Consider the following 24224-nt stretch of genomic DNA (forward strand, 5'->3'; position numbering starts at 1 on the left):
GATCTCATGCTTTATTTTTCACGGTGGAAGGCGGCAGCGACCATCCTCACGGCGCTCGTCATCTGCCTGTGCGCGGTTCCCAATTTCATTCCGAGCGACATCGTCGCCGGTTGGCCGAAATGGGCGCAGCGTCATCTCGTGCTCGGTCTCGATTTGCAGGGCGGCTCGCACATCCTGCTCGAAGTCGACTCTAATGCCGTGCGCAAGGAAAAGCTTGAGACCACCCGCGACGACGTGCGCCGCGTGCTGCGCGACGCCCGTATCGGCTATACGGGTCTGAATATTCGCGGCAACAGCGTCGAGGTGCGCGTCCGTGAGGATGCCAATGCCGGCCAGGCGCTCACCAAGCTGCGCGAACTCTCGGTGCCGCTTGGCGGCATTCTCGGCGGCAGCGGCCAGCGCAGCCTCGAAGTGTCGTCGGACAGCAACCTGATCCGCCTGACCGTGACCGATGCGGCGATGCTGGAACGCATCCGCCAGTCGGTCGAGCAGTCGATCCAGATCATCGAGCGCCGCGTCAACGAACTCGGCACTGTCGAACCGCTGATCCAGCGTCAGGGCTCCGACCGTATTCTCGTGCAGGTGCCGGGTCTGCAGGACCCGTCGCGCCTCAAGGAACTGCTCGGCAAGACCGCCAAGCTCGACTTCCGCATGGTCGATTCCAACAACCAGGTCGAGCAGGCCCTCCAGGGCCGGGTGCCGCCTGAAGACGACCTGTTGTACAGCGCCACCGCGCCGAAGACGCCATATCTCATCGAGAAGCGCGTTCTGGTGTCTGGCGGCGATTTGACCGACGCCCAGCCGGGCTTCGACCAGCGCACGTCGGAGCCGATCGTTTCGTTCCGCTTCAACACCTCTGGCGCCCGCAAATTCGCTCAGGCGACGCAGGAGAATGTCGGCCGGCCTTTCGCCATCGTGCTCGACAATGAGGTGATCTCGGCACCGGTGATCCGCGAGCCGATTCTCGGCGGCTCGGGCCAGATTTCCGGCTCGTTCACGGTGCAGAGCGCCAACGACCTCGCGATCCTGCTGCGCGCCGGTGCGCTGCCGGCGCCGCTGACCATCATCGAAGAGCGCACCGTCGGTCCGGGCCTCGGCGCGGATTCCATCGCCAAGGGCAAGGTGTCGTCCTATGTCGGCGCCGGTCTCGTCGTGCTGTTCATGCTCGTGACCTACGGGCTGTTCGGCCTGTTCGCCAACATTGCCGTGGCCATCAACGTCGCCATGATCTTCGGCGTCCTGTCGATGCTGAACGCGACGCTGACGCTGCCTGGCATTGCCGGCATCGTGCTCACCGTCGGCATCGCGGTGGACAGCAACGTGCTGATCTACGAGCGCATCCGCGAAGAGCTGCGCGCCGGCCGGACGGTCATCAGCGCCATCGACGCGGGCTTTGCGCGCGCGCTGGCGACCATTCTGGACTCCAACATCACCACCTTCATCGCGGCCGCCGTGCTGTTCTATATCGGCACTGGCCCGGTGCGCGGCTTTGCGGTGACATTCGGCATCGGCATCATCACGACGGTCTTCACGGCCTTCACGGTGACCCGGCTTATCGTTGCGACGTGGGTGCGCTGGCGCCGTCCGCAACGGCTGACGATCTGACGGCGGGAGAAACGATCATGAAGCTCCTCCGCCTTGTCCCGGACGATACCAAATTCGACTTCATGCGGTTTCGCCACATCAGCTTTCCGCTGTCGGCGCTGCTGTCGATTCTTGCGATCGTCCTGTACTTCTCGCACGGCCTGAATTTCGGCATCGATTTCCGTGGCGGCACGCTGATGGAAATTCGCGATACGTCGGGCCCGGCGGATATCGCCAAGATGCGTGCGACGCTCGGCGGGCTCAATCTCGGCGAGGTGCAGCTCCAGCAGTTCGGCAGCGCCGGCGAGGTCCTGATCCGTATCGCCGAGCAGCCCGGCGGCGATGCCGCGCAGCAGCAGGCGGTGCAGAAGGTGCGCGCCGCGCTCGGCGATCAGATTGACTATCGCCGCGTTGAAGTGGTCGGTCCGCGCGTGTCGGGCGAGCTGTTGTCCTACGGCGTTGTCGGCCTCGGCCTCGCCATCATCGGCATCCTGATTTATCTGTGGTTCCGCTTCGAGTGGCAGTTCGCGCTCGGCGCCATGATCGCCAACGTGCACGATCTCGTGCTGACCATCGGCTTCATGTCCATCGCGCAGATCGACTTCGATCTGACCAGCATCGCGGCGCTGCTGACCATTCTCGGCTATTCGCTCAACGATACGGTCGTTATCTACGACCGTATCCGTGAAATGCTGCGGCGCTACAAGAAGATGCCGATGGCGGACCTCTTGAACGCCTCGGTCAACCAGACCTTGTCGCGTTCGGTCATCACCCACGTCACCGTGACTTTGGCGCTCCTGGCGCTGCTTCTGTTCGGTGGCCCGGCAATCCATTCCTTCACCGCGACCATGTTGTTCGGCGTGGTGCTGGTCGGCACCTATACGTCGATCTTCATCGCGGCGCCGATCCTTATCTATCTCGGTGTCGGCACCGGCCGCGATGCGCTGTCGGCAGAGCCGGAGCCCGAGATCATCAATCCGAATGCCATTCCGGCGCGCTTTGTCGAGGATACGGCCGCGGACGAAGTCGCCGACAAACCGGCTTCGCGGCCGGGCGGCAAGACCTCGATCACCAACAAGCCGAAGCCCAAAGGCCGCCGCTGACGATGGCGGCCGGGCTCGGCACGGATGCGCCGCATCTGCCGACACCGGCGCCGATCGACGCCTACGGCAATGGCGGCTTCCGTTTCGGCGGCCATTCTGGCGGCATGTCGCATCGCGGGTCGCTGATTTGCTTTCCCGACGGCATGTGGGCCTGGCCGGTCGCCTCGTTCATGGACGTGACGGCGGAGACGCTGGCGCAGGTCTTCGCTCGCGGCGCGACGCTCGACGTGTTCCTGATCGGTGCCGGGCGCGACCCGGCGCTGCTGCCGTCTGCCTTGCGCGAGATGTTCCACGACCATTCGATTTCGGTCGACGTGATGACCACAGGCGCGGCCGTGCGCACCTATAATGTCCTGCTGGCGGAGAACCGCCGCGCCGGCGCCGGACTGATCGCGGTCGAGTAGCTGTCATGGCGAACCAAGCCGATCACTGCGCGTCACTGGTCCGCGAGGCCGATCGCGATCGCTATCTTGCGACCTTGTTCGCGCCTGCCGACCGACGCGCCGCACTGTTCGCCCTCTATGCCTTCGCCATCGAAATCGGCCGCGTGCGCGATGTGGCGCGCGAGCCGATGCCCGGTGAAATCCGGCTGCAATGGTGGCGCGAGGTGCTGGAGGGGAAGCGCGACGGCGAGGCAGCGGCCCATCCGGTGGCTTCCGCGTTGATGGCGGGCCTCAAGCGCCACAGCATCAAGCCCGACCGTCTCGTCGGCATTGTCGATGCGCATGGCTTCGATCTCTATGACGAGCCGATGGGCACGCTCGACGATCTCGACAATTATGGCGTGATGACCCAATCGGCGCTGCTCGATGTCGCCATCGATATTCTCGGCGGCGGCGGTCCGGAAGCGATGATGGTGATCCGCGGCGCCGGCATTGCGCTGACGGTGACGGACAGTCTGGTCCATCTGGCGAAACACGTCTCGCGACGTCAGATGTTCGTGCCGATCGAGGTGCTCGACAGGCATGGCGTCAACATCGACGAAGTCTATGCCGGCAAGACGAGCGAGGCGCTGAAGAACGCGCTCGCCGAAATGCGCCGCCATGCGCGGCGGCAGATGATCGCCGCTCGTAACGACGGGGCGCAGGTGCCTTTGGCGATATTGCCGGCGCTGCTGCCGCTGGCGCTCATCGGCCCGACGCTCAAGCCGATGGACCGGCGCGGCTATGAGCCGTTCGATGTAACGCCGCTGTCGCGGCTCAGGCGCCAGTGGCTGATCTGGCGGGCCTCTCGCGACCCGCAGCGGATCTTCGCCGTCTGATTATTCCGCCGCGTCGGCTTTGGTGCCGTCCATCCACAGCGCCAGATCGGCCAACGCCCTGGCGCTGAGCGCGCCCTTGCGCGCGACATTCTTCGCCGAGCCGCGGCCATATTTGCGGCCGTCTTTGTCGTAGGCGACCGGTTCGGTGATCGGCGGGAACAGGCCGAAATTGACATTCATCGGCTGGAAGGACGAGGCGCCGCCATCGATGGTTTCGATGTGGCCGCCAGTGATGTGCGCCAGCAGCGCGCCATGCGCCGTGGTCGGCGGCGGGGGCGGAAGCGTTTCGCCACGGCGCTCGGCGGCAGCAAAGCGCGCCGCCATCAGGCCGACCGAAGCGCTTTCGACATAGCCCTCGCAGCCGGTGATCTGGCCGGCGAAACGCCAGGCCGGATTGGCCTTCAGCCGAAGCGTCTCATCAAGAAGCTTGGGCGAATTCAGGAAGGTGTTGCGGTGCAGGCCGCCGAGACGGGCGAACTCGGCATTCTCGAGGCCCGGAATGGTGCGGAAGATGCGCACCTGCTCGCCGTGTTTCAGCTTGGTCTGGAAGCCGACCATGTTGAACAGAGTGCCGAGCTTGTTGTCCTGCCGCAGTTGCACGACCGCGTAGGACTTCACATCGGGCGAGCGCGGATTGGTAAGGCCGAAGGGCTTCATCGGGCCGTGGCGCAAGGTTTCGCGGCCACGCTCGGCCATCACTTCGATGGGCAGACAGCCGTTGAAATAGGGCGTGTTCGCTTCCCATTCCTTGAACGAGGTCTTGTCGCCGGCGAGCAGCGCATCGATGAAGGCGTCGTATTGCTCGCGCGACATCGGACAATTGATGTAGTCGGCGCCTGAGCCGCCGGGCCCCGCCTTGTCGTAGCGCGACTGGAACCAGGCCTTGTCCATGTCGATCGATTCACGATGCACGATCGGCGCGATGGCATCGAAGAAGGCGAGCTGCGTCTCGCCGGTCTTCTGCGCCACAGCGGCGGCAAGATCGGGCGAGGTGAGCGGACCGGTGGCGATGATGACGCTGTCCCAGTCGGCCGGCGGTACGGTGACTTCGCCGCGCTCCAGTGTGATCAGCGGCTCGGCCTTGAGCGCTGCGGTCACGGCATCGGAAAAGCCATCGCGGTCCACCGCGAGCGCGCCGCCGGCGGGAACCTGGTTGGCGTCGGCCGCGCGCATGATCAGCGAGCCGAGGCGGCGCATTTCCTCGTGCAGCAGGCCGACGGCATTGGCGGCGGCGTCATCGGACCGGAAGGAATTGGAACACACGAGTTCCGCATAGCCGTCGGTTTTATGCGCCGCAGTCTCGCGCTGCGGGCGCATTTCGTGCAGGATCACCGGCACTCCGGCGCGGGCGAGTTGCCAGGCCGCTTCGGAACCGGCCAATCCGCCGCCGACGATGTGGATGGGTGCGAATTTCGCCATGGTCGTCGGGTGTTTGATGGTCATTGCGTGATCATTAGGCGCTGAGAGGCGGACCGGCAATGGTCGAGAGTCGAGCGATGAGTTTGGGTCGGAATGCCCTGCTGGCCGTCCTGATGGCGCCGGTTCTGGCGGCGCCGGCCCACGCCGACCGTGCGGCGGTCGAGCAGGCGGCCTATGCCGACCTGTCGATTTCGGCGCCGACGGCGCAATTCATGACCGTGTGTCATGGTTTCGGCTGTCAGTACCGGGTGGAGCTCGGCTTCTCCTTAACGGACCAAGCGACCTTGCGGCGGCTGATGGCGGCAGGCAAGGCGTCGGCGGCGAGCGAACGCAAGGCAGTGGCTGCGGTAGGCGCCTGGTTCGATAAGCGCATTGCGCCACTGGCCGGCACGGCAGGCCACGTTGCGCGCGCCAACCGCGACTACATGTTCGACAAAGGCCAGTTCGACTGCATCGACACCAGCCGTAACATCACCAGTCTCCTGCTAGTGCTCGATGAACTGGGGCTGCTCAAATATCATGTCGTCGCCGAACCGGAGGCGCGGGGCCATATTATTGATTTCAATGCACCGCACGCGACGGCGGTGCTGGTCGAGAAGGGCAGCGGCGTCAAATGGTCGGTTGACGCATGGACCAGGTCTTACGGCCAGGCGCCGGAAGTCATGCCGCTCGATCGCTGGAAGGAGCTCGACTGATCTCGGTTCGGAATCAAAACGCCCGCAAAGTTGCGGGCGTTTCAGACACTTAAAACGCTTCCTGGGACCTTAGCGGACCTGAGCGGCGCCCCAGGCAGCGCGTTCGATCTCCGAGCGGTTGAGACCGATATCAGCCAGTTCGCGATCGTCCAGACGGGACAATTCACGGACGCTGCGGCTGTAGCGCTTCCATTCCTGGATGAAGCGGACGAGGGCGGCAAACATGGGATTTCTCTTTCAGCTATCTGTTTTTGAAGTCTTCGCTTCGACCGGGATGTTGGGCGTCCCGATCAATCTGCAACGAACATACTCATCGCTGCTCATATGAAAAGCACTTATGTTGCGATGCAGCTAAGCGAATTTGCATAGCTTAAGTATCTGTAATAAAACTAAAAAATAGAAAATTTGGCCAAGGCTGCGGGTTAGGCAGTCATTTTATCAGCCTACTTATTGTGCAAGCGCGAAGAGAAGAGCCCTCCAAGCCTGGAAACCCACGACATCGCCCAGAATCGTCCCCAGTTTGATCATACTGGCGACGAATCGACGCAATCCCGGCTGATCGGTGCAGGTGTCACAATTTTGTCCTATGCGTTAAGCGCATATGAAGGCGCCAAGCCCACGAATCGAGCCGTTTCTTGAGGGTTTCGTGGGGTATTGGCCGGTATCGCGCCGGGCGACGGGCGTGTAAATTTTAAGCGTTCAGCAGGGGGCGGTACATGGGTCGGGCGCGCGCTTTGCTGCTGAAACGATGCTGCGCCTCAAGGCCCTGGGGGCGCGCCATTCAGGGATTGGCGCAGTGACAAGGGCTACCGACGGGCTAGGACCCGATCGCCGTCTGGTCGTCGCCGCCTTCGGCGTCGCGCAGATTCTCGGCTTTGGCACCTCATTCTATTTTCCCGCCGTGTTCGCTACGCCGATCGTCGCCGACACCGGTTGGTCGCTGGGCCTGGTGGTTTCCGGGACGTCGATCGGGCTTCTGGTGGCCGGATTGATCTCGCCGCAGGTGGGCCACCTCATCGATCACCACGGCGCGCGGCCTGTGATTTGTGCCAGTTCGCTGCTCAATGCGGCGGGCCTCATTGCCGTCGGTCTGGCGCCGAATGTCGCCGTCTATCTCATCGCTTGGGTGGTGATCGGTCTGGCCATGGGCACGGGTCTTTACGATGCCGTCTTTGCCGCGCTCGGCCAGCGTTACGGCCGCGAGGCGCGGGGGCCGATTACCAATCTGACGTTGTTCGGCGGCTTTTCCAGCACGATATGCTGGCCGCTGAGCGCTTTCCTGATCGAGCACACCGGCTGGCGCATGGCCTGTTTCATCTACGCCGGCCTGCACATTCTGGTCGCGCTACCGTTGCAATACGCGGTCACGGGCAATCGGCGAATAGTACCATCCGCAACGACAACGAATGACGAAGTCGCCCCGCAGCCGCCAACGGTCTCGAGCAAGCACGAGCGACGGATCTTCCTTCTGGTTGCCACGATTCTTTCGCTCGCCGCCGGCATCGGGTCGATCGTCATTGTCCACTTCATGATATTTCTGCAGTCGCGCGGTGTGGCCGAAGCCGCCGCCGTTACGCTCGGCACTTTGTTCGGGCCGGCGCAGGTGGGCGCGCGCATCATCGAGCGGCTGTTCGGCACGCGCTATCATCCGATCTGGACCATGGTCGCGTGTTGCGTGCTGATGGCTGTGAGTTTAGCGCTGCTTTTCGGCCATTTCGCGTGGCTCGTCGTTACCATTCTGCTGTACGGTGCCGGGTACGGCATATCCTGGGTGGGCCGCGGTACGCTGCCGCTTGCGCTGTTCGGGCCGGTTCGTTTCCCAAGACTGATGGGAAAGATTGCGTTCCCCAGCCTGATCGTCCAGGCACTTGCGCCCTCGGCCGGCGCACTGATGATCGAACACGCTGGTGTCGATGCGACCATCGGCCTATTGACCGCGTTCGCTTTGATCAATGTGGTGCTGATCGCTCTGTTGTGGACGATGTGCCGGGCTCAACTGCGAACGGAACCGTGACAATGCTGGTGCTGCAAACGCTGTATTTCGAAGACCTGTCCGTCGGTCAGACGGAGAAACTGTCGAAGACGGTGAGCGCGTCCGACGTGGTCGGTTTCGCGGAGATTTCGGGCGACCGCAATCCGATTCATTTGTCCGAGCATTTTGCGGCCCAGACGCCGTTTGGCACCCGCATTGCGCATGGCCTTTACACCGCGAGCCTGATCTCGGCCGTGCTCGGCACCCGTCTGCCCGGTCCCGGCGCCATCTATATCTCGCAGACCCTGAATTTCCGCGCGCCGGTGAAGATCGACGACACGGTCGAGGTCATCGTGTCGGTCGCCGAACTCATGCCTGAACGCGCGCGCGCGCGCCTATCCTGCATCTGCAAGGTCGGCGATGATGTCGTGCTGGACGGCGAAGCCTGGGTAAAGGTGCCGTCGAAAGAGCAGGGTGGCCGGCCGCTGCCGCGGGTTTAGACCGCTCACACAAAGCTCACGCAGGCTTTAGAAGTTGGTGAAGGCGGGCCGTGTTATGGCATCGTCAGCGCGCGACATCACGAGGGCGCGACGCGAGGGCATGGAATGGCGTCTTTTGAGCTTTGGCGAGACCGGCGGGGCCGTGTTTCCACCTTGCGCATTGTCGCGGTCGCCTTGCTGCTGTTCCCGGTGGTCAAGGCGCTTGTCGAAGCCGGTGTTATCGCCGGCGGCGCGCGGCCGCTCAACGACGTCATTCACCGCACAGGCTTCTGGACCCTGGTGTTTCTCGGCGTGACTTTGGCCATCACGCCGCTGCGGCGGGTCGCACGTTATGGCAATCTTATTGACGTGCGCCGCATGATCGGCGTTGGCACTTTCTGCTACGCGTTCGCCCACATCCTGCTCTACATCGCCGATCAAAGCTTCGATCTGGTCAAGGTGTTTCAGGAGATCACGCGGCGCGTCTATCTCATCATCGGCATGGTGGCGTTCACCGGTCTTGCGGCGTTGGCGATTACTTCGACCGACGGCATGATCAAGCGCATGGGCGGCCGGAGCTGGCGCCGCCTGCATCAGGCGATCTACGCCATCGCGCTGCTCGCGCTCATCCACTACTTCCAGCAAACCAAGGCCGACGTCACGGTGCCTGTCTTCGTCGCCGGCCTGTTCGGCTGGCTGCTCGCTTATCGGATCTGGGCGTGGTGGCAGGACAAGGCCGAACTCTCGACCCTGAGCCTGCTGGCGCTCAGCGTGATCGTAGGGGCGCTGACTTTCGCCGGCGAGGCGATCGGCATTGCCGTTCAGTTCGGTGTGTCGCCCATGCGGGTGCTGGCCACGGCGTTCGATTTCGACGCCGGCATCCGGCCCGGCTGGCAGGTCCTGGCCGCCGGGCTTGCCGTGGTCGTGCTTGATTTCGTGCGCGCCCGATGGAATAGCCGGTCCGCGCGGCCGGTCGCGGTTCAATAGAGACGGGGAAGAGGCATGCCATTCTGTGTCGTTGCGCACGGCGCGTGGAGTTCGGCCTGGGCCTGGAAAAAGATGTATCCGCTGCTGGAGCCGCGCGGCATTCATCTCGTCATCCCGACGCTGACGGGCCTCGGCCAGCGCAGCCATCTTGCCCATCCGGGCATCGATCTCGAAACGCACATCGCCGATGTGCTGGCCTGCCTGTTCTATAACGATCTTCGCGACGTCTGCCTGATCGGCCATTCCTATGGCGGCATGGTTGCGACCGGCGTCGCCGATCGCGCCCGCGACCGCATCGGCAAGCTGATTTATGTCGACGCCTTCGTGCCGCGCAACGGCGAGAGCGCCTTCGATGTCATGCCGGAATCGACACGCCAGCAGCGCCAGTCGGCAGCGGCTGGCGGGCCCGATAGCTGGCGCATTCCGCCGGGACCGATGCCGGCCGACACTACGCCGGAGGATCAGGTCTGGTGCGCACCGCGCCGCGTGCCGCAGCCGCTCAAGACGTTCGAGCAGAAGCTCAAATTTCAGAACGGCGACCTGACGCTGCCGCGCCATTACATCTACTGCACGCGGCATACCCCGGAGGACCGTTTCCGGCCGTTCTACGAACGCGCGAAGGTGGAAGCGGGCTGGCAGCCTTACGAAATAGACGCGAGCCACAATCCGCACATCACGGCGCCGCAGGCCTTTGCCGACCTTCTGAGCCGTATCGTCGCCTGAGCTGGCTCGGCGCTTTGCGCTGAATCAACGCGCGACGATCGCCCGCGGCTAGGCTGCCTGTCCCGAACGGGAGAAGCAGGCCATGGCGAAGATCGCGATCATTGTCGGCACGCCGTTGCAGGACAGCTATTGCGAGGCGGTCGGCCGCGCCTATCAACGCGGCGCCGAAAGCGGAGGGCATCAGGCCGACCTGTTCGTGCTGGGCGAGATGCGGTTCGACGCCGTGCTGCGCGAGGGCTATCGCCGCGAGCAGCCGCTGGAGCCGGATCTTGTTGCTGCGCGCGACGCCTTCAAGGCCGCTGACCATTTGGTGTTCGTATTTCCCCTTTGGTGCGGCGACATGCCGGCCATCATGAAGGGATTTATCGAACGCATTTTGCAGTCCGATCTGCTGGCGTTTCAGAAAAGCGGCGGTGGCGCCAACTGGAAGGTCTATGCCGGCAAATCGGCCCGCATCATCATGACCATGGGCATGCCGGGCTGGTTCTATCGCTGGTACTATGGCGCGCATGCACTCAAACTGATGAAGCGCAACATCCTCGGCTTCATCGGCATCAAGCCGGTGCGTTCGACCATCTTCGGCATGATCGAGGCCGCCGGTGACGACAAGCGTCACGCCTGGCTGTACGAGGTCGAGGCGATGGGCCACGCGGCCGATTGATAGCGGTTACGCTTGCTCGCGGCTGGTTGCTGGCACCGGATTTTCAGACTTCTTCGGCCACCACGGCTTCAAATGGCCGGCGGCGTTGATCAGCGGATTGATCAGCTCGCCCTTGACCGTGTGCGCATCCGGATCGCCGGGAAAGCCGAAGGTGATGGCTTCGCGCTTCTTGGCCGGTATGTACAGCGTGCCGAACATCCAGTCCCAGAGCGCCAGACAGCTACCGAAGTTTCGGTTGAAGTGCTTCGGGTCGGCCGAGTGGTGCACCTGATGATGCGCTGGCGAAATGAAGATGCGGCCCAGAAGCCCCTGGAACGAGATCCACATGTGCGAATGCTGAAGATGCACGTAGGTGTGAATGAACAGCACCAGGATCATATTGGTGTCAGTGAACGCATATTGCGGCACTGTCTGGCCGAACATGGCGTGGCCCAGTCCATTGGCAATCGCCGCCGAGAAGGCAAGGATATTGGCGAAGATCAAGGCGTAGACCGGGTGAACGCGGAAATTGGTCAGCGGCGTCAGAACTTCGGCGCTGTGATGGACTTTATGAAACTCCCAGAGCAGCGGCACCTTGTGGCTGAGCCAGTGATTGAACCAGTAGCCGAGCTCGTAGGACAGAAACAGCATGACCGTAATGACGGTGCGTGGCACCCACGCGGGCAACGTTGTCGGCTCGATCGGGCCAAACAGTGCGGTCGCACTCGCCACGATGCCGTGCGAAATCGACTGGTATGAAATTACGGCCCAGCCGAACACCACGCCGTAGACGAAGACGTTGAAGATCACATAGCCGATATCGGCTTCGTTCGATTTCGACGTGACGATGCGCTTGGGGAACAACGCGCGCCATAAGGTGCGCCAGCTTAGGCGGCGACCGCGTTTGAGACGCTGCGCCATAAAGAAGACGATGGCGACGATAAACGCGGCCGTCAGCGAGGTCAGGGAGAAAGGAGAACCGAGCGAGAACAGCAATTTCTCGCACTGGCCAAGTAAAAATTGTACGCCGCTTGCAAAGTCCAAGAGAGGCTCCCTGCAAAAACTGCCGCAGGCGCCCAATGTCTTACCGAAACGTAAAAATAACGTTAGGCCGACGTGACGTTGTGTGCCGAATCGTCAGGCCAGCAAATCAGCATATTCGGAATGTTTGTCGATATAGGCCTTCACGAAGGGGCAGAGCGGTTTCACCTTGAGGCCGTTGCTGCGGATCAGATCGAGCAGGCCGCGGGCCAGTGCCGAGCCGACACCGTGGCCGCCAAGTTCCTTCGGCACTTCGGTGTGCAGAATGGTGATGACGTCGCCATCACGCCGGTAGGTCGAAAAAGCGATGTGGCCGTCGATGTCCAGCTCGAAACGCTGGCGCTCCGTGGCGTCGTGAACCTGATTCGACATTCGGAAGGTGTCCTCGCGCGGCGGCGGACCGCGCTCGCGGGTGCCTTCAGCTCAATTTAAGCGGCAGCGGCACGGGTGTCACGCTGTTCGACCGCTTTACGCCGCGCGTGCGCCGGGTGTCAGGGACTTGCGCAGGTCGCTCACGAGATTGATGTAGTAGGCCATCACGAACTGGCGAACCGCCGACGACAAATTGGTCGCGCCTCGCGTCTGATTGATCTGCACCAGCAATGCGGTCGCCGAAACGCGCTGTACCGCGGCGATGTCTTTCAGCGCGTGCCAGAACATGTCTTCCAGGCTGATGCTGGTCTTGTGTCCATTGATCAACACCGACCGTTTGGTGATCGCCGAATTCATCTCTCGAATCTCCGTCTGCTCCCGACCTGGAAGCGCGCGGACCATGATGCTTTCGCCGCAATGAAGCCAGCCGCCAAAAAATGCAGCCATGAAAGAATTATGACGGGCGATGGAACTCTGACGCGTAATTTTGACGGCGGGCGCGGTCTCTTTTACCGTTTCGCGGCATTGGCGATTATAAATAGCCGCGCAGTGGTAGGCAGATGAGGCTTGGCGAACCAATTCCGTCGGTTGTCCGAAATCAGGCGGAAGCTTTCTTGGCGTCGTCGCGTTTGCCGACGACTTTCAGTCGCGAGCCCTTGTGCGTCGGATACACGCCAGCTTCTCCGGTCGGAAGAACGAAAAAATCGATACCGGCGGCTGAAAGCGCATCTTTGATCAAAAGCAGTGCCGGCGACGCACCTTTATTATAGCCATTGTGCGCTTCGATCCGGCGCAGCGTGCCGGTCGACAGGCCAGTGCGGTCGGCGAGGTCGCGCACCGACCAATTCAGGATGCCGCGAGCCGCGCGAATTTGCGCGCCCGTGATGAGCCCGGCGGCAGATTCCGCCGCGATCTGGTCGCCATTGATGAGCTGCGACAGGCCGACCCATTCGCGCACGCTGCCGTCGTCATTGATGATCGGCGAGCAATATTGGCGCCGCCAGTGATAATTGTCGTCCTCGCCGCGGACGCGCAGGTCGAGCGTAAAGCTTTTTTTGCGTTCCGCAGCGGTGGCCCAGGCGGTGCGGGCGATTTCGGCATCGTCGGGGTGGACTCGGCTGAGCCAGCCAAAACCGAGCCAGTTGCTGGCGATGGCGGTGCTCGAGCGGCCGCGCAGCAGAAGATCGGTTCGGAAGCCGTCCGATCGGGCAGTCCACAGCCGGCCGTCGATCGCCGACATGATGGTGCGCACGCGCTCGGAATCGACCTGGGAGGCCCGGACATGTTCGACATGGGCGGTGACATCCATCAGCGCGCCGATGGCGCGCGACTTGCGGCCGGTGACATCGACCACGACCTCGCCATGGATCGCCATGGTGCGAACCCGGCCGTTGGGATGAATGACGCGAAACGTCCGCTCGAACGGAAGACCTTCGGCAAGGATGTGCTGAATGTCGGCCATCACGGGCAGGTCGTCCGGATGCGTGACCTTCTCGAACACGCTGAAGGTGAGACCCTCGATTGTCTCAAGGGGCCCGTCGGGCACCTTCAGGCCGAGCAGGCGATAGCTGTTGGAGGAGAAGCCGATTTGCCCGCTGCCCAAGTCGATTTGCCATAGCCCGTAGCCCGCCACTTCCTCGGCGAAGCGGACGGTCTCCTCGACAGCTTTGTCACCGGCAAACAAGCGCAGCATCGTCCGTCCCACCGACGTCAGATCGGTAAAACGTTATAGAAATTGCAGGTATCGGCAAACAGTTTTGTTAAAATTGCGCGTGATCGCGCTGTCGCACTACTTAAATTGCGCTGGGGCGGCGAATTCTCATCAAAATTTGTATTGCAGTGCAGCGGGATGTCGGCGCACGGCTTGGTGCCGCGGGCGATGGCGCAAAGTAGCAGGCCGTTTTCGACGCTTGGTCGGCGGCTTGACTAGATCTCGCGGCCAGGCTCGTGTGCCAGCGGCGACGGCCGGGCGAGGAGCTCCTTGTGCCAGTCGGCCGGGCAGGAGCGGCCGACGAGCCAGGCGAGCGGCAAGCCGCCAATCAGACCCACGGTCATGAATCCGGTGATCACCAGCCCGGCATAGGGCACCAGCGGCGGAAACAGCGTGCCGGCGTAAATCGCCGCCGTGAACACCACGAGGTTGAATGTCGTGTAGAAGAGCAGGGCGATCTGCACCTGCGTGCCGGTCTTCATGGCTCGTTTCCTCGAAGAGCGCCCGGGTGACCCGGTGCGACGCATTGTTGATTGCGCCCATGATGGAAACAAAGCGCCGTGCGCGCAACCGGCTCTCCCGGTAACGGAATACGAATCTCACATCGTCAGCACGACCCGGCCGTCAATGGCGCCCTTCTTCATGGCGTCGAACACCGTATTGATGTCGTCGAGCCTGCGCGTCGTCGTGGTCGATTTCACCTTGCCCTCGGCGGCAAAGGCGATGGCCTCGGCGAGATCCCGGCGGGTGCCGACGATGGAGCCGCGCACGGTGATGCGCTTGAGCACGACATCGAAAATCGGCGCCGGGAAGTCCCCCGGCGGCAGGCCGACCAGCGCCACGGTGCCGCGCTTGCGCGCCATGGCGATGGCCTGACCGAACGCCGCGTTCGACACCGCGGTGACCAGCACGCCATGGGCGCCGCCGCCGGTCTCCTTGATCACCTTGGCGACCGCGTCCTCCGTCATCGCATTGGCCGTGACGTCCGCCCCGAGTTTGCGCGCCAGCGCCAGCTTGTCGTCGGCGACATCGACGGCGGCGACATGCAGGCCCATGGCCTTGGCATATTGCACGGCGACATGGCCGAGCCCGCCAATGCCGGAGATGACGACCCATTCGCCGGGCCTGGCCTCGGTCTCTTTCAGGCCCTTGTAGGTGGTGACGCCGGCACAGAGGATCGGCGCCATGTTGACGAGATCGGCGCCCTTGGGAATGCGCCCGACGTAAGGCGCGCTGGCGATGACATATTCGGCGAAGCCGCCATTGACGCTGTAGCCGGTGTTGTGCTGCTCGCCGCACAAGGTTTCCCAGCCGCTGGTGCAATATTCGCAGCCGCCGCAGGCATCGTGCAGCCACGGCACGCCGACGATATCGCCCTCGCGCAGGCCGAACGGCGCCTTGCCATTGGCGCTTTTGCCGACAGCGGCAATGGCGCCGACCGCCTCGTGACCCGGGATGAAAGGCGGCGTCGGCTTTACGGGCCAGTCGCCGCTGGCGGCGTGAAGATCGGTGTGACAGACGCCGCTGGCGGCGACCTTGACCAGCACTTCGCCGGGCCCAGGCACGGGCACCGGCATATCCTCGATGACGAGCGGCGCCTTGAACTGGCGCACCACAGCGGCTTTCATCATGTTGGCCATAACGCGATTCCTTTGACGGTCATTCCAGTGACCGCAGCACATACGAAGCGCGCCGCCGCGGCCTTGCGCTGGATCAACGCAGGCGCAATGAGGCGGCGAGGGAACTGTGACGCGCAACGGCGCGGACGGGGCGGGGGACGCATGGAGGCGCTGGTTTCGCGATCGTCATGGGCGCTGCTCGGCGTCAATCTCGGCGTCATCGGCCTTGCCGTCACGCAGGACTGGAGCCTGGCCACCGTTCTTGCCAGCTATTGGCTGCAGAGCATCATCATCGGCCTGTTCCAGGCGCAGAAGATGGCCGACCTCACGGTGTTCTCGACCGAGGGCGTGAAGATGAACGACGTGCCGGTGCAGCCCACGGTGGCGACCAAGCGCGGCATGGTGGCCTTCTTCCTCGTCCATTACGGCTTCTTCCACCTCGTCTATGCGATGTTCATTGTGCAATACGGCGCCATCGCCTGGGGCGATGTGGCCCTGTCCGGGCTCGCCTTCTTCGCCAATCATTTGTTCTCGTATCTCGACAACCGCGGCCGCGTGCGCAAAGTGCCGCCCAACATCGGTACGATGATGGCGTTTCCCTATATCCGCATTCTGCCGATGCACGCCTTCATAATTGGCGGCGCGCTGCTGGCGGCGACCGGCGGCTGGGCGATTGCCTTGTTCATGGCGCTGAAGACGATCGCCGACGAGGCGATGCACATCATCGAGCACCGCGACGCCGCCGAAAGCTGACGGGCGACGTCACGGGCACGCTGCGTCATACGTGCCCTTCATCGGGGATATTCAGCGTCCGGCCGCAGGCCTTGCAGTGCACGGCGTCGGCATCGTGGCGCTGCAGGCCGCAATCGGGGCAGGCAAAGCGGACCTTGTTCGGGCTGATCAAGGCCCGTGCCAGATTGAAGAACAAGGTCACGCCGAAGATCATGATCGCCACGGTGATCAGCCGTCCCGTGGTGCCGGGCAATGTGATGTCGCCGAAGCCGGTGGTGGTCAGCGCCGTGACGGTGAAGTACAGCGCGTCGGCATAATTGGCGACTTCCTTGTTGACGGGATATTGCGTCTCATAGACGACCGCGGTCATCACGTAGATGAAGACCGCCAGGTTGATGACGGCGAAGATGACTTCCTCGTAGCGGCGGAAATAGCCGCTGTCGGCGCGCAGTTGCGCCAGCAGGCGATAGCTGCGCAGCAGCCGCAGCGTGCGCAGGATGCGCAGGAAGCCCGCGCCTTCGCCGACGATGGGCGCCAGAAACGAGACGATGGCCGCGATGTCGGCCCAGGTCGCCGGATGCATCAGGTCCCGCCAGCGCCGGTCGCTGATGAACAGGCGCGCAGCAAAATCGATGAGGATGATGAGGCCGAACACGATGTCGCAGGTCTCGACCCATCGCTCGCGCGCGATGAACGAGGTTCCGACGATGAAGAGGATGGTGCCGATGTCGAAGGCCAGCAGCGCATAACGGAAGCGATAGGCCGCCGGCGTGGCGCCTTCGTAGAGCTGTTGCAGGGACCCGCGAAACCCGGCCAAGCGGCCGGGGGCGGTTTTTGTCCTGTTGGCTGGTCTGGCTTTCGCTCGGGTCACGCTGGCGGTCGCTCCGGTCGGGCGCTGGTCGTGCGGGCAGCCTATCATGGTTCGACTCCGCCTTTCCTGCCGGCACCGGTCCCGCTACAAGCACTTATGCCCGATTCAATGCCCACGTCCTGGCTGACTGCGCTGGACTGGTTCGGCATTGCGATTTTCGCAGTGACCGGCGCGCTGGTCGCCTCACGCAAGCGCATGGACATTTTCGGCTTCATGCTGCTCGGCGCCGCCACCGGCATCGGCGGCGGCAGCCTGCGCGACGTGATGCTGGGGCAATTGCCGGTGTTCTGGGTGAAGGAACCGGCGTCGCTGGTGATCTGCCTCGTCGTGTCGGCGGCGACCTTCTTCCTCGCGCATATTCCGGAGTCGCGCTACCGCGCGCTGCTCTGGCTCGACGCCGCCGGGCTGGCGCTGTTCTGCGTGGTCGGCGCCGACAAGGCGCTCGAAGCCGGCACCGGCGGCTTCATCGCGGTGGCGATGGGCGTGATGTCGGCGACCTTCGGCGGGGTGATCCGCGACATTCTCGGCGGCGAGAGCCCGCTGGTGCTGCGCAAGGAGATCTATGTCACCGCGGCTTTGGCCGGCGCGGGTGCCTATGTCGGGCTGATCGGGCTGGGTGTGTCAAACGCGGCGGCCACAGGGACCGGCTTTGCGCTGTGCTTCACCATCCGCGCATTGGCCCTGCATTATCACTGGTCGCTGCCGGTGTACCGCGCAAGGGAAGGCAGGACGGTGGAGGAGGTCGAACAGCTTGGCCAGCGGCCCGCAAAATCGCAGAGCGGCGAGGGTGTCGACCACGGCTGAGCGTTGCTCCGTCATCGCGCTTCTCCTGGCGGCGCCGGGCCGCGCTTCCGGCGGCTGATCTGCCTTTCGGCAGGTAGCGCGCACTGTCAGCGAACTCCTCGCGGCCGGTCCTAGTGCCGCGCGGTCAACGCTCGTGCCTCGCTATTGCGCGCCAAAGGGCCTAGGTTCGATTCCATCATCGGCTGATGCAACAGGCGCCGGTGGCTGAGAGACAGCGAGACGCTGCGCCAGGTGTCCGGGCTCCCGCCTCAACAGGAGCACCGATGGATGCAGGTTTTCGTTCGCGACAATAACGTCGATCAGGCGCTGCGCGTTCTGAAGAAGAAGATGCAGCGCGAGGGCGTGTTCCGCGAGCTCAAGCGCCGACGCTTTTACGAGAAGCCGTCCGAGCAGACGGTGCGCGAGAAGGGCGAGGCGGTGCGCCGCATCCGCAAGCTGGCGCGCAAGAAGGCGATCCGCGAAGGCCTGCTGCCCGCGCCGAAGCCGAAACCGAAACTCGACGCCCAGGGCAAGCCGCTCGCGCCGCGCGGCCCTCGGCCCGCCTAACTGTAAGGAGTCATCTGCATGCGTATTTATATTTTCACGTCCGAGGACAATGACCTTTCCGCCTTCAGTGGCGATGAGGAGGGCGCCAAGCTGCCGGCGCAATTCGCGCCGTGGACGCCCGCCGGCTTTGTCGAGAACGGCGCGCAGCCGCCGCACAACTTCTCCCGCTTCAAGATCGAGGCCGCGCTCAAGCTGGTGGGATTTCAGCTTTGGCGCGTGAAGGAGAAAGAAAAGGCGGAGTAGGGACTTTCCACGCCTGGTGTTTTGGGGATTGCAGGGCGGGTCAGGCGCGTGGCGCCGTAACCCACCAAATTGTCACCGCTGGCTTAAACGGCGAATTACGCTTCGCTAGTTCGGCGTGCGGTCTACGGGCTGAATCTTTTAAGAATGTGTCCAGACAGCCTATTCGATCGGTAATCCATTGATCTCGAATACGGAAGGAATTTTGGCCAAATGATCGAATGCCTTGTATCGCCCTAAACACCACGCAACCAGACCAAGGCGATTGACGCCAGCGAGAAGATCAACTTCATCAATTGCGGCTTTGATAGCTGCGTCAAACAGCATTTCTGCCGCCGGGCGAGAATATCTTGCCCGAACATAGAGCTCAGTTATTGGGTCGTTGACCAATCCGCTTTGTAGAAACGCATCCGGTTCATTGGTGTTGAAGATTATTTTGCGTTGCAGCCACGGAAGATCAGCGGCGGCCTGATAAAGCTCCAGCGCGCGACTATGCCACATTGGAAGCGGCCAGCGGTATACAATGCCGACTAATGCATCTTCATTTCTCTCAGCTAAAGCCAAAGATAGAACGACATCTTCAATTCCCGGAACCATATCGGGACTTGTTCTTCGGAGCATGAACTTCTTTGCAGAACGGGTACCATTGCTCATCAAGCAGCGAAATGTCCGTGTCCGCATTTGCATTGACATGCTTGTAAAAAGGTGACGGATAAGTGTTTCGTTCTTCTGTCGATCAATTCCTCGTTCAATGTCCAGAACTAACAATTCTGTTAGACGATCGATCGCTTCGCTCGGTAGTGAAGGGCGTTTTGTGATTTCATTGAAGAAAATGCGTCGTACGGTTGGGTGACTGCGGTGCATGCCGACGTAATCTAAGAATAGCTCATCGCTCAAGCCGGAAACATATCCGAACATCGCTGACGAGGCGGTGTCGGAATGGCAAATAGACTCGATTTGTTCGGGCGATAAAAAATGTTCGGGGCGCATACTCAATGGTCGTTACGCGAAACGCGTCCTATAGGTCGGGTTTGATTAAGACGCTATTTTCTCCCTCCGGCTTTTGATTGCTGGTCATGACGCAGAGCATGTAAAAATCTGAATATCAGCGGCTGTGGCGCACTTAACGCGGTCAAATCTTCTGGCAGCTCGTGTGCATCTCTCTTTCTAAGATAAATATCTCTGCTTTCCAAAAGTATCTTGATTACGTATTGCCGATTCTGCTGGAGGTTGAAGGTGTCTTCGTCGGATATATCGACGATGGAGGGTGTCGCGTAAGAGAGGGCGTCTTTTGTTGTCATGTGGCCTGTCCTTTTAGGAGGAGCGTTGCCGGGAGAGTCTAGTAAGAACTCCTACGCATAGGGAGGCAGTGCGTGCCAAGAGGAGGCGGGCTGCGGCATTGTCAAAACGCCCATGCTTATTATCCACGCAAACAAATCCATAAGTGTTATCGATGCTAACTTGTGCATCCGATTTGGCCGTCGTAATCGGCACGACCAGTGTTGCGCGATACTTTTTGAACCAGTCTTTGTTTTGATTTTTATAAAGTCGTAGCGCCCACAGTAAACGTAAATGATTTGAAATGTAGTACCCGCGCTTTCGTTGCCACCTAGTTGGCGGATCTACAATGGCCTTAAACGCTGTGTTGCCTTGATAATGGAATTGCTCAAGTCGGTCGTCTGCGTCTCGTCTCGCGGTTGCGCTCGCTTCGCAACGTGTTGCGGTTTGCACTAGGCCTGAAGCACTAAGTGTCTTAATAGAAACGTGGCATGAATACCCGGTATAAGTACCAAGAATGTTGCATGTCGCGTTGGCGAGTCTTGTTAGCTCGAGATTCAGTTGGTATTTTAAGTCTTGTGATATGTAGCCAGTGTGGCTGTTGAGTTCTTCGCGTATATGATCGAAGATTGCATACGTGCTTTCCATTTCTTTCAGGATTGCAATCCATTTTCGGCGCTCCTCTCGCTCTCGAAGAGCGCCCCGCAATAGAAGCGTAAGAAATGCCACCAACACAATTCCGTAGCGCGCTGCATAGATTTTTTGCGCAATCGGGTCGGAAATTACGAACTCAAATATATTCTCGAATGTGGCCGGGTGATTCGAATTAACATACGCAAGCGCTACCGTGATTATCGCGGAGGCGCCGACAACCCAGTAGAAAAGATGCACCGGTATGGCGAGGAGACGTTCTATTGGAGGGTCTCTAGGGCTGGAAATGAGGTTTAACTGTATTTTGGCCGGGTTCGACTTCTTTATAAAATCGAATACAATTAATGGCTGCGAGTCAATACTCTGCAACCCCGAAAAAGGCGGGTTTGATGGTAGTCCGGTTTTATGCACCGGCTGCATAAATCGCGCATGGCGAAACGTAAGAAGTTAATTTTAGCCGATTCGCCTGATGCTCAGTAGTGCTGACGGTAGGTCTTACTCCGCCGCCTTCTGACCCTTCTTCTTCGGGCCTGCATCCTTCTTCGCCAGCACGGGCTTCAAATACTGCCCGGTGTAGCTGCGCTTTTCCTTGACGATGTCCTCCGGCGTGCCCTTGGCGACGATCTCGCCGCCGCCGTCGCCGCCTTCGGGGCCGAGGTCGATCACCCAGTCCGCGGTCTTGATGACCTCGAGATTGTGCTCGATCACCACCACGGTGTTGCCGCCTTCGACCAGCTCGTGCAGCACTTCGAGCAGCTTGGCGACGTCGTGGAAGTGCAGGCCCGTCGTCGGCTCATCAAGAATATAGAGCGTGCGGCCGGTCGAGCGTTTCGACAGCTCCTTGGCAAGCTTGATGCGCTGCGCCTCGCCGCCCGACAGGGTCGTGGCCTGCTGGCCGACATGGATGTAGTCGAGGCCGACGCGGTGCAGCAGCGCCAGCACGTCGCGCACGCGCGGCACGGCCTTGAAGAATTCGAGCGCTTCCTCGACCGTCATGTCGAGCACGTCGGCGATCGACTTGCCCTTGAACAGCACCTCGAGCGTTTCACGGTTGTAGCGCTTGCCCTTGCAGACGTCGCAAGTGACGTAGACGTCCGGCAGGAAGTGCATCTCGATCTTGATGACGCCGTCGCCCTGGCAGGCCTCGCAGCGGCCGCCCTTGACGTTGAAGGAGAAGCGCCCGGGCTCGTAGCCGCGCGCCTTGGCTTCGGGCAGGCCGGCGAACCATTCGCGGATCGGCGTGAAGGCGCCGGTATAGGTCGCCGGGTTGGAGCGCGGCGTGCGGCCGATCGGCGACTGGTCGATGTCGATGATCTTGTCGATGTGCTCGAGGCCCTCGATGCGGTCATGCGGCGCGGGGGCGAGCGAGGCGTTGTTCAGCTTGCGCGCCACCGAATTGTAGAGCGTGTCGATCAGCAGCGTCGACTTGCCACCGCCGGACACGCCGGTGATGGCGGTGAACAGGCCGAGCGGGATGTCGGCGGTGACGTTCTTGAGGTTGTTGCCGCGGGCGTTGACGACCTTGATCTGCCGGCGCGGATTGGGCGTGCGGCGCTGCGGCACCGCGACGTTGAGTTCGCCGGACAGGTACTTGCCGGTCCATGACTGCGGCGCGGCGATCAGGTCCTCGACCTGGCCCTCGGCGATGATGTTGCCGCCGTGAATGCCGGCGCCGGGGCCGATATCGAGCACATGATCGGCGATGCGGATGGCATCCTCGTCATGCTCGACCACGATCACGGTGTTGCCGAGATCGCGCAGGCGCTTGAGGGTGTCGAGCAGGCGGGCATTGTCGCGCTGGTGCAGGCCGATCGACGGCTCATCGAGCACGTAGAGCACGCCGGTGAGGCCGGAGCCGATCTGCGAGGCGAGGCGAATGCGCTGGCTCTCGCCGCCGGACAAGGTGCCGGAGGCGCGCGACAGGTTCAGGTAATCGAGGCCGACATCGTTGAGGAAGCGCAGGCGGTCGCGGATTTCCTTGAGGATGCGCGGCGCGATCTCGGCCTGCTTCTTGTTGAGCTGCTTGGGGAGGTCGGTGAACCATTCCTCGGCCTTGCGTACCGACAGTTCGGTGACCTGCGAGATGTTCAGGCCGGCGATCTTGACGCACAGGGCCTCGGGCTTGAGGCGCGCGCCATGGCAGGCGGCGCAGGGCGTGTCGGTGAAATACTTGCCCAGTTCCTCGCGCGCCCATTCGGAATCGGTTTCCTTGAAGCGGCGTTCGAGATTGGTGATGACGCCCTCGAACGGCTTCTTGGTGGTGTAGCCGCGCATGCCGTCGTCATAGACGAATTTGATCTCGTCCTCGCCGGAGCCGTAGAGGATAGCCTCCTGGGTCTTCTTGCCGAGGTCCTTCCACTTGGTGTCGAGCGTGAACTTGTAGTGCTTGCCGAGCGCCTCGAGCGTCTGCGTGTAATAAGGCGACGACGACTTGGCCCAGGGCGCGATGGCACCCTTGCCGACCTTGGCGTCGCGGTCCGGGATCACCAGCTCGGCATCGATATGCTGCTCGACGCCGAGACCGCCGCAGGCCGGGCAGGCGCCGAACGGGTTATTGAATGAAAACAGCCGCGGCTCGATTTCCGAAATGGTGAAGCCGGAGACCGGGCAGGCGAATTTTTCCGAGAAGATCAGCCGCTCGTGGGTGGCGTTGCGGCCGCGATTGGCGGCGGCGCCGGTCGCCTTGGCGTCGGCAAGCTCGACCACGGCGAGGCCTTCGGCGAGCTTGAGGCACTGCTCCAGCGAGTCGGCGAGGCGCGCGGTGATGTCGGACTTCACGACCAGACGATCGACCACGACATCGATGTCGTGGGTGAACTTCTTGTCGAGCGGCTTGACCTCGCTGATCTCGTGGAATTCGCCGTCGATCTTCACGCGCTGATAGCCCTTGCGCATGTACTCGGCGAGCTCCTTCTTGTACTCGCCCTTGCGGCCGCGCACGACCGGGGCCAGCACATAGATGCGCGTGCCTTCGGGCAACGCGAGGACGCGGTCGACCATCTGCGACACGGTCTGCGATTCAATCGGCAGGCCGGTGGCGGGCGAATAGGGAATGCCGACGCGCGCCCACAGCAGACGCATGTAGTCGTAGATCTCGGTCACGGTGCCGACGGTCGAGCGCGGGTTCTTCGACGTCGTCTTCTGCTCGATGGAGATGGCCGGGGAGAGGCCGTCGATCTGGTCGACGTCCGGCTTCTGCATCATCTCGAGGAACTGGCGCGCGTAAGCCGACAGCGACTCGACGTAGCGGCGCTGGCCCTCGGCATAGATGGTGTCGAAGGCGAGCGACGACTTGCCGGAACCTGACAGGCCCGTGAACACCACAAGCTGGTCGCGCGGGATCACGACGTCGACGTTCTTGAGATTGTGCTCGCGGGCGCCGCGGATGGTGATCTGGCGGGAGTCGAGGGCGCGTTTGGCGGATTTGTCGGTTGCTCTGTCGTTCATGGGCACGGAAGAACCTGTTGGCGCGGCAAAAGGCCGGCGTTCCGGCGAC

27 protein-coding genes are annotated in these 24224 nt (G+C 62.1%); 14 read left to right on the forward strand and 13 right to left on the reverse strand.

From position 1 onward, the window contains the following. Positions 1 to 6: 6 nt before the first annotated feature. From secD to DXH78_RS17795, 4 genes are read left to right on the forward strand one after another with little or no spacing between them, the layout of a single operon-like run. Entirely contained in the window at positions 7 to 1605 is a 1599-nt protein-coding gene (gene secD / locus DXH78_RS17780) for a protein translocase subunit SecD (protein ID WP_115518606.1), read from the forward strand. Between the two features lie 17 nt (positions 1606 to 1622). Continuing rightward, positions 1623 to 2687, forward strand: a complete 1065-nt coding sequence (gene secF, locus DXH78_RS17785; RefSeq protein ID WP_115518922.1) for a protein translocase subunit SecF — start codon at positions 1623 to 1625, stop codon at positions 2685 to 2687. A 2-nt stretch (positions 2688 to 2689) separates the two neighbouring features. Continuing rightward, entirely contained in the window at positions 2690 to 3091 is a 402-nt protein-coding gene (locus DXH78_RS17790) for an Mth938-like domain-containing protein (RefSeq protein WP_115518607.1), read from the forward strand. Positions 3092 to 3096: 5 nt separating this feature from the next. Then, complete coding sequence (locus DXH78_RS17795; RefSeq protein WP_115518608.1) at positions 3097 to 3948, forward strand: phytoene/squalene synthase family protein; 852 nt, start codon at positions 3097 to 3099, stop codon at positions 3946 to 3948. Here the strand turns inward: DXH78_RS17795 and trmFO are convergent, their stop codons facing one another. Beyond that, positions 3949 to 5367, reverse strand: coding sequence for a methylenetetrahydrofolate--tRNA-(uracil(54)-C(5))-methyltransferase (FADH(2)-oxidizing) TrmFO (trmFO, locus tag DXH78_RS17800; protein ID WP_115518923.1), 1419 nt, complete (start codon positions 5365 to 5367; stop codon positions 3949 to 3951). 77 nt (positions 5368 to 5444) lie between these two features. Here trmFO and DXH78_RS17805 point away from each other — a divergent pair, with 77 nt between their 5' ends. Next, on the forward strand, positions 5445 to 6062 hold the full coding sequence (locus DXH78_RS17805) for a hypothetical protein (RefSeq protein ID WP_245416937.1): 618 nt from the start codon (positions 5445 to 5447) through the stop codon (positions 6060 to 6062). Between the two features lie 69 nt (positions 6063 to 6131). On the opposite strand, the gene DXH78_RS17810 is transcribed toward DXH78_RS17805, so the two are convergent. Then, complete coding sequence (locus DXH78_RS17810; RefSeq protein WP_115518610.1) at positions 6132 to 6287, reverse strand: DUF1127 domain-containing protein; 156 nt, start codon at positions 6285 to 6287, stop codon at positions 6132 to 6134. A 571-nt stretch (positions 6288 to 6858) separates the two neighbouring features. Between DXH78_RS17810 and DXH78_RS17815 the strand changes: the two genes are divergently transcribed. From DXH78_RS17815 to DXH78_RS17835, 5 genes are all read left to right on the forward strand, one after another. Continuing rightward, on the forward strand, positions 6859 to 8076 hold the full coding sequence (locus DXH78_RS17815) for an MFS transporter (RefSeq protein WP_245416938.1): 1218 nt from the start codon (positions 6859 to 6861) through the stop codon (positions 8074 to 8076). Between the two features lie 2 nt (positions 8077 to 8078). Continuing rightward, positions 8079 to 8534: a MaoC family dehydratase gene (locus DXH78_RS17820; RefSeq protein WP_115518612.1), complete on the forward strand. Its 456-nt coding sequence runs from the start codon at positions 8079 to 8081 to the stop codon at positions 8532 to 8534. Positions 8535 to 8639: 105 nt separating this feature from the next. Then, the gene (msrQ, locus tag DXH78_RS17825) at positions 8640 to 9500 is read left to right on the forward strand and encodes a protein-methionine-sulfoxide reductase heme-binding subunit MsrQ (protein WP_115518613.1); all 861 of its coding nucleotides are present in this window, start codon (positions 8640 to 8642) and stop codon (positions 9498 to 9500) included. 15 nt (positions 9501 to 9515) lie between these two features. Then, positions 9516 to 10223: an alpha/beta fold hydrolase gene (locus DXH78_RS17830; RefSeq protein ID WP_115518614.1), complete on the forward strand. Its 708-nt coding sequence runs from the start codon at positions 9516 to 9518 to the stop codon at positions 10221 to 10223. Between the two features lie 82 nt (positions 10224 to 10305). After that, positions 10306 to 10884, forward strand: a complete 579-nt coding sequence (locus DXH78_RS17835; protein WP_115518615.1) for an NAD(P)H-dependent oxidoreductase — start codon at positions 10306 to 10308, stop codon at positions 10882 to 10884. Between the two features lie 6 nt (positions 10885 to 10890). Here the strand turns inward: DXH78_RS17835 and DXH78_RS17840 are convergent, their stop codons facing one another. The 6 genes from DXH78_RS17840 to adhP all read right to left on the reverse strand — a co-directional run bounded on the left by DXH78_RS17840 (position 10891) and on the right by adhP (position 15627). After that, positions 10891 to 11907, reverse strand: coding sequence for a sterol desaturase family protein (locus DXH78_RS17840; RefSeq protein WP_147292672.1), 1017 nt, complete (start codon positions 11905 to 11907; stop codon positions 10891 to 10893). Positions 11908 to 12000: 93 nt separating this feature from the next. Further along, positions 12001 to 12276, reverse strand: coding sequence for a GNAT family N-acetyltransferase (locus DXH78_RS17845; RefSeq protein ID WP_115518617.1), 276 nt, complete (start codon positions 12274 to 12276; stop codon positions 12001 to 12003). 96 nt (positions 12277 to 12372) lie between these two features. After that, positions 12373 to 12855: a ribbon-helix-helix domain-containing protein gene (locus DXH78_RS20170; RefSeq protein WP_245416939.1), complete on the reverse strand. Its 483-nt coding sequence runs from the start codon at positions 12853 to 12855 to the stop codon at positions 12373 to 12375. A 19-nt stretch (positions 12856 to 12874) separates the two neighbouring features. Beyond that, complete coding sequence (locus DXH78_RS17855) at positions 12875 to 13969, reverse strand: PAS domain-containing protein (RefSeq protein ID WP_115518618.1); 1095 nt, start codon at positions 13967 to 13969, stop codon at positions 12875 to 12877. Between the two features lie 233 nt (positions 13970 to 14202). After that, a complete protein-coding gene (locus tag DXH78_RS17860; RefSeq protein WP_115518619.1) occupies positions 14203 to 14469 on the reverse strand; it encodes a hypothetical protein in 267 nt (88 codons plus the stop codon). A 117-nt stretch (positions 14470 to 14586) separates the two neighbouring features. After that, a complete protein-coding gene (gene adhP / locus DXH78_RS17865; protein ID WP_115518620.1) occupies positions 14587 to 15627 on the reverse strand; it encodes an alcohol dehydrogenase AdhP in 1041 nt (346 codons plus the stop codon). Between the two features lie 141 nt (positions 15628 to 15768). On the opposite strand from adhP, the gene DXH78_RS17870 reads away from it, so the two are divergent. Next, a complete protein-coding gene (locus DXH78_RS17870) occupies positions 15769 to 16359 on the forward strand; it encodes a DUF6498-containing protein (protein ID WP_115518621.1) in 591 nt (196 codons plus the stop codon). Between the two features lie 25 nt (positions 16360 to 16384). Here DXH78_RS17870 and DXH78_RS17875 read toward each other — a convergent pair whose 3' ends face one another. Then, positions 16385 to 17155 (reverse strand): ion transporter, encoded by a 771-nt coding sequence (locus tag DXH78_RS17875; RefSeq protein WP_245416940.1) that lies wholly within the window; start codon positions 17153 to 17155, stop codon positions 16385 to 16387. 162 nt (positions 17156 to 17317) lie between these two features. On the opposite strand from DXH78_RS17875, the gene DXH78_RS17880 reads away from it, so the two are divergent. The 3 genes from DXH78_RS17880 (at position 17318) to DXH78_RS17890 (ending at position 18802) form a co-directional block, all read left to right on the forward strand. Further along, on the forward strand, positions 17318 to 18013 hold the full coding sequence (locus DXH78_RS17880) for a trimeric intracellular cation channel family protein (RefSeq protein WP_115518623.1): 696 nt from the start codon (positions 17318 to 17320) through the stop codon (positions 18011 to 18013). Between the two features lie 267 nt (positions 18014 to 18280). Next, entirely contained in the window at positions 18281 to 18559 is a 279-nt protein-coding gene (gene rpsU, locus DXH78_RS17885) for a 30S ribosomal protein S21 (protein WP_115518624.1), read from the forward strand. Between the two features lie 18 nt (positions 18560 to 18577). Beyond that, positions 18578 to 18802, forward strand: a complete 225-nt coding sequence (locus tag DXH78_RS17890; RefSeq protein WP_115518625.1) for a hypothetical protein — start codon at positions 18578 to 18580, stop codon at positions 18800 to 18802. Between the two features lie 159 nt (positions 18803 to 18961). On the opposite strand, the gene DXH78_RS19695 is transcribed toward DXH78_RS17890, so the two are convergent. The 4 genes from DXH78_RS19695 to uvrA form a co-directional block, all read right to left on the reverse strand. After that, on the reverse strand, positions 18962 to 19795 hold the full coding sequence (locus DXH78_RS19695) for a hypothetical protein (RefSeq protein WP_210209609.1): 834 nt from the start codon (positions 19793 to 19795) through the stop codon (positions 18962 to 18964). 47 nt (positions 19796 to 19842) lie between these two features. Then, positions 19843 to 20100, reverse strand: a complete 258-nt coding sequence (locus DXH78_RS19700) for a hypothetical protein (RefSeq protein WP_147292674.1) — start codon at positions 20098 to 20100, stop codon at positions 19843 to 19845. Between the two features lie 13 nt (positions 20101 to 20113). Next, on the reverse strand, positions 20114 to 21148 hold the full coding sequence (locus tag DXH78_RS19705) for a hypothetical protein (RefSeq protein WP_147292675.1): 1035 nt from the start codon (positions 21146 to 21148) through the stop codon (positions 20114 to 20116). Between the two features lie 75 nt (positions 21149 to 21223). Then, complete coding sequence (uvrA, locus tag DXH78_RS17900) at positions 21224 to 24175, reverse strand: excinuclease ABC subunit UvrA (protein ID WP_115518627.1); 2952 nt, start codon at positions 24173 to 24175, stop codon at positions 21224 to 21226. Between the last annotated feature and the right edge of the window lie 49 nt (positions 24176 to 24224).

The sequence above is a fragment of the Undibacter mobilis genome (assembly GCF_003367195.1).
Lineage (GTDB): Bacteria > Pseudomonadota > Alphaproteobacteria > Rhizobiales > Xanthobacteraceae > Pseudolabrys > Pseudolabrys mobilis.

Coding starts and splice junctions, on each gene's coding strand:
- secD (WP_115518606.1), top strand. CDS start 7: ATGCTTTATTTTTCACGGTGGAAGGCGGCAGCGACCATCCTCACGGCG.
- secF (WP_115518922.1), top strand. CDS start 1,623: ATGAAGCTCCTCCGCCTTGTCCCGGACGATACCAAATTCGACTTCATG.
- DXH78_RS17790 (WP_115518607.1), top strand. CDS start 2,690: ATGGCGGCCGGGCTCGGCACGGATGCGCCGCATCTGCCGACACCGGCG.
- DXH78_RS17795 (WP_115518608.1), top strand. CDS start 3,097: ATGGCGAACCAAGCCGATCACTGCGCGTCACTGGTCCGCGAGGCCGAT.
- trmFO (WP_115518923.1), bottom strand. CDS start 5,367: ATGGCGAAATTCGCACCCATCCACATCGTCGGCGGCGGATTGGCCGGT.
- DXH78_RS17805 (WP_245416937.1), top strand. CDS start 5,445: ATGAGTTTGGGTCGGAATGCCCTGCTGGCCGTCCTGATGGCGCCGGTT.
- DXH78_RS17810 (WP_115518610.1), bottom strand. CDS start 6,287: ATGTTTGCCGCCCTCGTCCGCTTCATCCAGGAATGGAAGCGCTACAGC.
- DXH78_RS17820 (WP_115518612.1), top strand. CDS start 8,079: ATGCTGGTGCTGCAAACGCTGTATTTCGAAGACCTGTCCGTCGGTCAG.
- msrQ (WP_115518613.1), top strand. CDS start 8,640: ATGGCGTCTTTTGAGCTTTGGCGAGACCGGCGGGGCCGTGTTTCCACC.
- DXH78_RS17830 (WP_115518614.1), top strand. CDS start 9,516: ATGCCATTCTGTGTCGTTGCGCACGGCGCGTGGAGTTCGGCCTGGGCC.
- DXH78_RS17835 (WP_115518615.1), top strand. CDS start 10,306: ATGGCGAAGATCGCGATCATTGTCGGCACGCCGTTGCAGGACAGCTAT.
- DXH78_RS17845 (WP_115518617.1), bottom strand. CDS start 12,276: ATGTCGAATCAGGTTCACGACGCCACGGAGCGCCAGCGTTTCGAGCTG.
- DXH78_RS17855 (WP_115518618.1), bottom strand. CDS start 13,969: ATGCTGCGCTTGTTTGCCGGTGACAAAGCTGTCGAGGAGACCGTCCGC.
- DXH78_RS17860 (WP_115518619.1), bottom strand. CDS start 14,469: ATGAAGACCGGCACGCAGGTGCAGATCGCCCTGCTCTTCTACACGACA.
- adhP (WP_115518620.1), bottom strand. CDS start 15,627: ATGGCCAACATGATGAAAGCCGCTGTGGTGCGCCAGTTCAAGGCGCCG.
- DXH78_RS17870 (WP_115518621.1), top strand. CDS start 15,769: ATGGAGGCGCTGGTTTCGCGATCGTCATGGGCGCTGCTCGGCGTCAAT.
- DXH78_RS17880 (WP_115518623.1), top strand. CDS start 17,318: ATGCCCACGTCCTGGCTGACTGCGCTGGACTGGTTCGGCATTGCGATT.
- rpsU (WP_115518624.1), top strand. CDS start 18,281: ATGCAGGTTTTCGTTCGCGACAATAACGTCGATCAGGCGCTGCGCGTT.
- DXH78_RS17890 (WP_115518625.1), top strand. CDS start 18,578: ATGCGTATTTATATTTTCACGTCCGAGGACAATGACCTTTCCGCCTTC.
- DXH78_RS19700 (WP_147292674.1), bottom strand. CDS start 20,100: ATGACAACAAAAGACGCCCTCTCTTACGCGACACCCTCCATCGTCGAT.
- DXH78_RS19705 (WP_147292675.1), bottom strand. CDS start 21,148: ATGCAGCCGGTGCATAAAACCGGACTACCATCAAACCCGCCTTTTTCG.
- uvrA (WP_115518627.1), bottom strand. CDS start 24,175: ATGAACGACAGAGCAACCGACAAATCCGCCAAACGCGCCCTCGACTCC.